Raw genomic sequence first — 8,292 nt, 5'->3', positions numbered from 1 at the left:
CAACGACGGCAAAGTCCGCCTCGACGACGAATCCATCGTCATCGACAACGACCCCACCAACTGCACCGGCCACATCCCCAACTGCTTCGCCTGACGGCAGGCAGGGCTGGTAGCCGGCAACGGTGACACCGGCCACGGGCAGTCCACCGGCCCCGCTCGGGAAGGATCCGCACACGGATCCCACCGGGCGGGGCCGGCGGCCGTCTCCGGTGCGGACGGCCGGACACGGGCCGGCCCCCTTCCGCCACGGGCAGAGGGGGGCCGGCCGGTCGACGGCTAGCTCTGGACGAAGACCGCCACGCTGCGCGCCGGCACCGTGAAGGTGCCGGTGCCCCGGTCGAACGACGCGGTGCGCAGCACCGGGTCGGCGGAGGCCCTCAGCACCGGGTGCAGCGCCACGTCCGCCCCGCGCAGCCCGGTGACCCGCTGCCGCGCCGCCTCCGGGGTGGCGTTGAAGACGACGGTCACCGACCGCCACTTTCCGTCGAGCCCGCGGGCGTCGAGGGTCATGGTGAGCACGCCCGGGGTCTCAGCGGTGCCGGAGAGCGGGAAGGCGACCCGCTTCTGCACCTGGCCGGCGGTGGCCAGCCCGAACACCGGCGAGGACTCGCGGATGCGCAGCAGCTCCGCGTACCGGGCGTCGGCCAGGTTGATCGCCGCGCAGCCCGGCACCAGCGCCGGATCGGCCAGCAGCGGCTTCGCGTACGGCCACTTGTCCTGGTTGTCCGCCGCCGGCGGGAGGCCGGCACCGAAGCCGTTGCCCTGGGCACAGTCCCAGCGGATCTGGTTGAACCAGTCACCGGAGTCGTACGAGTTGCGGTCCAGCGACTTCGAGCGCAGCCGCTCCGAGCCGGCCGTCACGAACCCGGTCCCCTGGCCCATCACCACCGTGGAGAGGGCGAGCACCTGCATCCGGGCCCGGTCCGCCGCCGAGGTGGCCTGCGGCAGCTTGTACGCCAACGCGTCGTACAGGATCTCGTTGTCGTGCGCGTCGACGTAGGTGACCGCCTCCCCCGGCGCGGCGGTGTAGCCGGCGGGCGAGCCGTTGTAGTCGACCTGGCCGCCGGTGACCTGCCGGCCGGCCGAATCGGTGAACCGGTAGCCGCGCAGGTTGCCCGTCAGCCCGACCTTGATCAGGTCGTGGGCGTGCAGCAGCCGGGCCTTCTGCTCGGCCGCCGACCCGTTCACCGGGTCGCCGTTGGGGTCGGTGAACAGGCCCGACGCGAAGCCCTGCACCCGCGGGTTCGGGTCGAACGGCCCGCCACCGCGCACCGCGTCACGGAGCCGGTCGTTGAACGTGCCGATCCCGGTCCCCGCCATGTTGGCCTGGGTGGCCTGCACGAACCGGGCGTCGTCGGCCACCTCGCCGAAGTTCCAGCCCTCGCCGTACAGCAGGATCTTCTGCCCGTCCACGCCGTCGCGGGCGAGGGTGAGCCTGTCCAGGGCGGCCCGCACGGCCAGGATGTTCGCCTTCGGGTGGTGGCCCATCAGGTCGAACCGGAACCCGTCGACCTTGTACTGCTTCGCCCAGGTGACCAGGGAGTCGACCACCAGCTTGCCCATCATGGCGTGCTCGGGGGCGGTGTTCGCGCAGCAGGTCGAGTTGGCGACCGTGCCGTCGGGCAGCAGCCGGTGGTAGTAGCCGGGCACCACCTGGTCGAGCACCGACCTGCCGTCGGTGCCCGATGCCGACGTGTGGTTGTAGACCACGTCCATGACCACCCGCAGGCCGGTGCCGTTGATCCCGGCGACCATCCGCCGGAACTCGGTGGTCCGCTTCGACCCGGCCGGGTCGACGGCGTAGCCGCCCTCCGGCACGGTGTAGTGCAGCGGGTCGTACCCCCAGTTGTAGCCGTCGGACTCCGCCACCGCCGCCACGCACTTCTGCTGCTCGTCGGAGTCCGGGGGCAGCTTCGCCAGGTCACAGGCCGGCTGCCGCTGGTCGGCGCGGCGCTCGGGGATGGTGGCGAAGTCGAACGCCGGCAGCAGGTGCAGGTAGTCGACCCCGGCGCCGCCGAGCGCCCTCAGGTGCCTCATCCCGGCCGTGTCCGGGTCGGTGAAGGCGAGGTAGGTGCCCCGCCGCTCGGTCGGCACGGTGCTGTCGGCGATGGAGAAGTCCCGGACGGAGACCTCCTGGATCTGTGCCTTCGCGGCGGGCGGCGCGGCAGGTTTGCGCAGGTTCGCCCATCCCTTCGGGGCCAGCGCCGGGTCGGCCAGGTCGACGACCTGGCTGTGCGTGGAGTCCGGCGCGAGCGCCACCGAGTACGGGTCGGTCACCGAGGCGGTGACCACCTTCTGCGCCGCCGGCTGCCACGCCTCGACCCGGTACCGGTAGTACTTCCCGGTCCAGCCCCGGTCGCCGCGCGCCGACCAGACGCCGGTGCGGTCGTCGCGGCGCATCGACACGGTGCGCGGCGCGGCGGTCGGCGAGTCGAACAGTTCCAGCGCCACCGTCCGCGCGGTGGGCGCCCACACCGAGAGGGTGGGCACCCCGCCGGCGAAGGTCGCCCCGAGCCCCGCGCCGGTGGCGGCGGCGTAGACGTCGTCGAGCACGCCCGGGACCTGCACCCCGGTCGCGCCGAGCAGCGCCCCCCGCGCGTCCCGCTCGGTCACCACGAGCTGCCCGCGCAGCGCCGCCGGCACCTTCGCCAGGTCGTCCCGGTCCAGGCTGAACGCCTGGTACGCCCACAGGTGCGGGTGCTTCGCGCGTTGGGCCTCGGTGAGCCCGTTGCGCTGCGCCCGCAGCGGCAACGTGGTGTACGTCCCGGACAGCTCCCCGTCGACGACGCTCAGCCCGCCGGCCGGGGCGGCCGCCAGGGCGTACGTCCGGCCGTCGGTGGGCCCGGCCTGCCAGGCGACGGTGGACCGGTCGATCCACTGTGCCTTCTGCTGGGTGATGTCCACGTCCCTGGACCCTCCGGACGAGGTCGACGGCAGCAGCCGGCCCGGCGTGCCGGCGAGCAGCCAGACCTCCCGGCCCGCCGCGGCGAAGTCGAGCCGCTGGTCGTCCGGCAGGTCCTTGACGTCGCCGTTGTGGATGATGTAGCTCAGCCCGGTGGCCCCGGCCGCCAGCGGCACCCGGAAGACCGCGCCGAACGCGTCGGTCCGCTCCGGCCTGAGCGGGGCGGACCACTCGGTCGGGTCGGCCGCGCCGTCCCACAGGTGCAGGCCCCAGCCGTCGTAGCTGTTGTCGGCCCGGCGGTAGTGGATCAGCGCGGTGCCCTCGTCGACCGGCGGGTCCGGCTCGCCGGTGGCCGCCTGCCGGGTCGGGTAGAGCGCGGCATCGCCCTGTTTCACCCACACCTCGCCGGTCCGCGTGACGTCGATGGTCCGGTCGTTGGCGACGTCCTTGTTCCCGTCGGAGTCGACCACCAGGAAGCCGACCGACTTCGCGCCCGGCTTCAGCTTCACCCAGGCGAACCGGCCGAACGAGTCCTCGCCGGCGAACGGCTGCCCCTTCGGCCACTCGGTGGCGTACGCGGGGTCGATGTCGCCCCAGGCGTACAGGCCCCAGTCGTCGTACCCGCCGGCCGGGCGCTGGTAGTGCACCACCGCCCAGTCCCGCGACGCGCCCTGCGCCGGGGTGCCGACGGTGGCGGTGGAGCGGGTGCTCGCGGTGCGCCCCCTGCCGTCGCGGACGACGGCCTTGTACTCGATCCTCGTGCCGCCGGCCAGGCCGGTCAGGTCGTGGTGCACGGTGTACGGGGCCCGGTGGGCGCTGCCCAGCAGCGTCCACCTGCCGCCGCCGACCCGGGCGGCGACGGTGACGGTGGCCAGCGGATCGCCGGTGACCTGGGCGGTGACGGCGGCGCGGGTGGCCACCGGGGCGTCCGGGGCGGGGGCGGTGATGCCGATCGACGGCTTCGCGTCGGCCTGCGGGATCGCCCGGCCGGCCCGGTACACCACGGCGGACAGCGCCGGCACGGTCACTGCCAGCCTGCCGTCGGCCCCGGCGGTCGCGGTCGCCGCGCCGCCGTAGATCCCGGCGAAGGCCGCCCCGGCCGACCAGGTGTCCACGGTGACGGTCTGCGCGGTGCCGGCGTTGTTCACGGCGACGACGTACTCGGTGCGGTGCTTCGGGTCGATCCGGGAGAAGGCGAAGACGCCGGGGCCGTCGGCGGCGTACCGGGTGACCTGGACGCCGTCGCGCAGCGCCGGGTGGGCCTGCCGGAGCCGCCCCAGCTCGGCGATGGTGCGGTAGAGCGGGTGCGTCGGGTCGAACTGGTCGCCGGCGTGGGTGCGGTCGGTCCCGATCAGGTCGTCGTCGAGGTAGTCGGGCACCTTCGACGCGAACATGTCCTGCCGGGCGTCCTTGTCGCCGCCCGGGCCGGTGAAGCCCTGCTCGTCGCCGGAGTACACCACCGGCTGGCCCCGGGTGAGGAACATGAGCTGGTGGGCGAGCTGGTCGCGGCGCAGCTGCGCGGCGTCGTCGCCGCCGGAGGCAGCGATGAACGAGCCGATCCGGCCCATGTCGTGGTTGCCGAGGAAGGTGGTCAGCCGGTTGGCGTCGGTGTCCCGGGAGGCATAGAGGTCGTCGCGGGCGTACACGTCGGCGAGCGCCTTCGCGGAGCCGGCGGCGGCGGTGTAGCCCCGGGCCGCCTCCTGGAACGCGAAGTCGAGGGTGGCCGGCAGGCCGCCGCGCCGCACGTACGTGGAGGTGATCTCCGGGTCGGCACTGTAGACCTCACCGAACATGAAGAAGTCCTTCTTGCCGGCGGCTTCGGCGGCCCGCTGGATGCCCCGGCTGAACTGCGGCCAGAACTCCAGGTTGGTGTGCTTGACGGTGTCCAGCCGGAACCCGTCGACGCCGGTGCCGCCGATCCAGTCGCCGTAGACCTTGGTCAGTCCCTCGACCACCTCGGGGCGCTCGGTCCACAGATCGTCCAGGCCGTAGAAGTCGCCGTACTCGCTGTTCTCGCCGGAGAAGGTCGAGTCGCCCCGGTTGTGGTACATGGTGGCGTCGTTGAGCCACGCCGGGACCTTGGCCCTCGCGTCGGCCGGGGTTTCGAAGGTCGGGGTGTACGGGAAGGACTCGGCGTTCACCTTCGGGAAGTCCCGGCTGCCGTCGGCGTAGTTCCGGTCCTCGAAGGCCCGCCCCTGCGCGTCGGTGTACGGCGCGGTCTTCTTGTCGATGTACGCGTACTTGCCCTCGGCGTACTTGATGACGTCGGCGGTGTGGTTGACGATGACGTCGAGGTACACCTTGATGCCCCGCTGGTGCGAGAGCTTGACCAGCCTCTTCAGCTCCTCATTGGTGCCGAAGTGGGGGTCGACCTGGGTGAAGTCCGTGATCCAGTAGCCGTGGTAGCCGGCCGACACGTCCGCGCCGACGCCCTGCACGGGCCGGTTCTTGAAGATCGGGGCGAGCCAGATCGCCGTGGTGCCGAGCCCCTGGATGTAGTCGAGCTTGTCCAGCACCCCCTTGAGGTCGCCGCCGTGGTAGAAGCCCTTGTCCTTGGGGTCGAGGCCGGTCTTCAGCCGGTCCCCGGCGAGCCCGCCGGAGTCGTTGCGCGGGTCGCCGTTGGCGAACCGGTCCGGCAGTACGAAGTAGAACTGCTCGGCGCGGGCGTCGCCGGAGCCTGCCTTCAGGAGGGCCTCGACGGAGGGTTCGGAGCGCCACTGCACCGCGCCGGCGGCGGCGAGAGGGTCGGCGCTGGTCGGGCTCGGGGCGGCCTCGGCGGCGCGCTGGTGCGCGGCGACGGGGGTGCCGACGAGGGCGAGGGTGAGGGTGGAGACCAAGGCGAGCAACGCCTTACGGGACATCGGCGAGCGTTTCATCGACGGCCTTCCTCTGGTCGTGATTCGCCCGCACGCTAGCCCTTGCCGAAACGTTCTGCAATACCTTGCAAACGAGAGCGCAACAATGCAGACATCTTGCAAGCGCCGGCTCGCGGGTGGACGCCATCACGGCCCGCGCGGGCGGCGCGGGCAGCGGCAGCCGGCAGCGACCGGGGTCGGCTGCGGGCTGCCGGCGGGAACCGTGCGGCTCGGCGGGTCAGGCGACGCGGATGACCGTGCAGATGGCGGGACCGTTGTCGGTGCCGCGCAGCAGGTACCGGTACCGCTCGCCGGGCACCCGCCGCCCCTGGCTGTCCAGGAACTCCCACTCCACGCCCACCTCGATGAGCAGCGCGGAGACCCACTGCACGTCCTCGATCAGGGCGTTGGCCGCCACCAGCTCGCGCTCCTGGTAGTCCGGGGCCGCGCCGACGAAGGAGAGCGCCACCGCGGCCGGGGAGACGAACGAGAAACTGTAGGTGTCGGCGACCACCAGCCCGGGCAGGGCGTAGCAGCCGGCCACGGCCGCCACGTCACCGGTGGTGAGCGCGACGCCGTACCGGTCGAAGAAGTCGGTCAGCGCGTCGAGATCGGTGGGGGCTGTCACGAGGACTGTCAATTGCCACCCGGCCGCCCCGGCAAACCGGCCACGGGGCGACGCCCCGGCGGGCGACGCCGCCGTCGCTCAACGTTGCGGAACGTGCACCTCGATCTCGGCGCCGAGCTGGGCCCCGGCGGCCAGACCGAGGTCGTCGCCGCTCCAGAACCGGCCCGGGTCGTACCAGTTCGGCCGGCGGCCGGCCGGCAGCAGGCCCATCGCCTCGTAGGTCACCGCGACCACCTCGGCGCAGTACGCCGTCTCCAGCGCCCGGTCGCGCACCGCGACGCCGCCGGGGGCGTCCCGCCGGGCCGGCAGGGGCAGCCGCACCCGTGGCATCCGGCCCCGCGCCCAGCGCCAGGCGAGCTGGGCGGTGGAGGGGAACGGGGTGCCGTCGAGGCGGGCGACGGTACGCAGCACCGCCTTCTCCATCTCCGCGTCGGCAGACGGTTCGAGCTGCCGGAGCCAGGCCCGCTGGCCGTACCGGTTGGCCCAGACGCAGACCGCGTCCCGCAGGTCGTGCAGCTGCACCCCGCGCTGGTGGGTGCCGGTCCACATGTCCGGCAGCGACCGGCCCAGCTCGGCGTGCCACATCAGCGGCGGCATGTCGTCCAGCACCACCGCCATGCCGACGTGGTTGACCGGACTGTTGGTGGTGAACTGGATGGCGCGGTCGGGCGCGCTACGGCCCCGGAACACCCATACGTCGCCGGTGCGGGTCAACTCCACGGCCTCGTCCAGGCTGATGCTCATGCCCTCACCCCGGTGCCGTCGGCGTTCTGCTCGCTCATGGGGGTCTACCCTAAGCGGATGCGGCAAAGGATGCGGTGGTGGAAGGTGCTCGGGCTGGCCGGTCTCGCGGGTGTCGCCGCGACCGGGGTGGTCGTCGCCCGGGCGGAGCGGCGGCGGCGGGCGTACACCCCGGAGGAGATCCGGGCCCGGCTGCGCGACCGGCACGCGGAGGCCGGCGCTCTCGACGCCGGCCCCGACACCCCGGCCTGAGTCCTCCGGCCCCTCGGCCCGTTTCCCAACGGTGCTCTGCACCACCGCCTCAGGCGGGTCACCCCTTGGGGTGCGCGCCCACCCCGGCCGCGGGGTTTCGCCGGGCACTTCCGGTCCCGGGCATCCGGTCCAGCACCCACAGGTCCTGTTAATCAAGAGGTTTGTGTCAGAATCACCGCTTTGACGGGGGCCGGAGGCAAGGCAGCATCCGTCGTCGCCGGCCGGCGGTGATACCTGTTCACCCCCTTTGCTCTGCTGCCCTCCATGCAACGCTCACGGAGCGTGGCCGATGCTTCCTTGCCGTCCGCCCGTTGGCCCGCGACCTGAAGCGGATGCCCGGTGCCGGTGTTGCGGTGACGGCAGCAGAGCAAAGGGACCGGGGGCACTCCGGCTTGAGGAGGGCCGGAACCTGTCTGCAGCAGCAAGCTTCGTCGGTGGTGGCGGTCGGCCATCCTGCCTGCCATCGACCCGGCAAGCCGAGCAGAAGGCAGCCAACCGTACGGACCACGCTCCGGCTCCACCCCGTTGATCAAGCGCTTTGTGTCGGGTTTCGCCGTTTGATCAACGGAATTATGGGGGGGGTTTGGGGTGGGGTATCCGGTGGTGGGGGTCACCGTGGGGGTGGAATCGGTGGGGGGTCGGGGGCGTTGTACATGGTTCACCCGGGCGGGACCGGCCCGGGGCAGCCCCGGAGCCGGGGCCCCGGGTGGAATGCGGGGCCGGCCGGGTTGGTTACATCCCCCGGACGACGCGACAGGTTCCCCCGAGCCGCCGTGGTTGTCCTCCTGATCTGATTTCCCCTTCGCGGCACACGTCGCTTTCTTGCGGGTGTTGTCGCGTGTCCCCCGACCAGAGGAGCACGCTCATGCGTACCGATCTGATCCGTAGGACCGTTCTTTCCGCCGGTGTTCTCG

Annotated in this window: 4 protein-coding genes; 1 reads left to right on the top strand and 3 read right to left on the bottom strand. The window is 72.6% G+C overall.

Annotated elements, in window-relative coordinates:
- Positions 1-276 precede the first annotated feature (276 nt).
- The 3 genes from pulA to ABT023_RS28605 form a co-directional block, all read right to left on the bottom strand.
- Entirely contained in the window at positions 277-5,778 is a 5,502-nt protein-coding gene (pulA, locus tag ABT023_RS28615; RefSeq protein ID WP_350889746.1) for a pullulanase-type alpha-1,6-glucosidase, read from the bottom strand.
- Between the two features lie 217 nt (positions 5,779-5,995).
- Complete coding sequence (locus ABT023_RS28610) at positions 5,996-6,385, bottom strand: DUF6841 family protein (RefSeq protein WP_350889744.1); 390 nt, start codon at positions 6,383-6,385, stop codon at positions 5,996-5,998.
- A gap of 78 nt (positions 6,386-6,463) precedes the next feature.
- On the bottom strand, positions 6,464-7,129 hold the full coding sequence (locus tag ABT023_RS28605) for a hypothetical protein (RefSeq protein WP_350889742.1): 666 nt from the start codon (positions 7,127-7,129) through the stop codon (positions 6,464-6,466).
- Positions 7,130-7,198: 69 nt separating this feature from the next.
- On the opposite strand from ABT023_RS28605, the gene ABT023_RS28600 reads away from it, so the two are divergent.
- Complete coding sequence (locus ABT023_RS28600; RefSeq protein WP_350889748.1) at positions 7,199-7,378, top strand: hypothetical protein; 180 nt, start codon at positions 7,199-7,201, stop codon at positions 7,376-7,378.
- Positions 7,379-8,292: the final 914 nt, after the last annotated feature.

Origin of the sequence: Micromonospora sp. NPDC002296, assembly GCF_040296145.1 — a bacterium.
Lineage (GTDB): Bacteria > Actinomycetota > Actinomycetes > Mycobacteriales > Micromonosporaceae > Micromonospora.
This window is presented reverse-complemented; position numbering and strand designations above follow the sequence as displayed.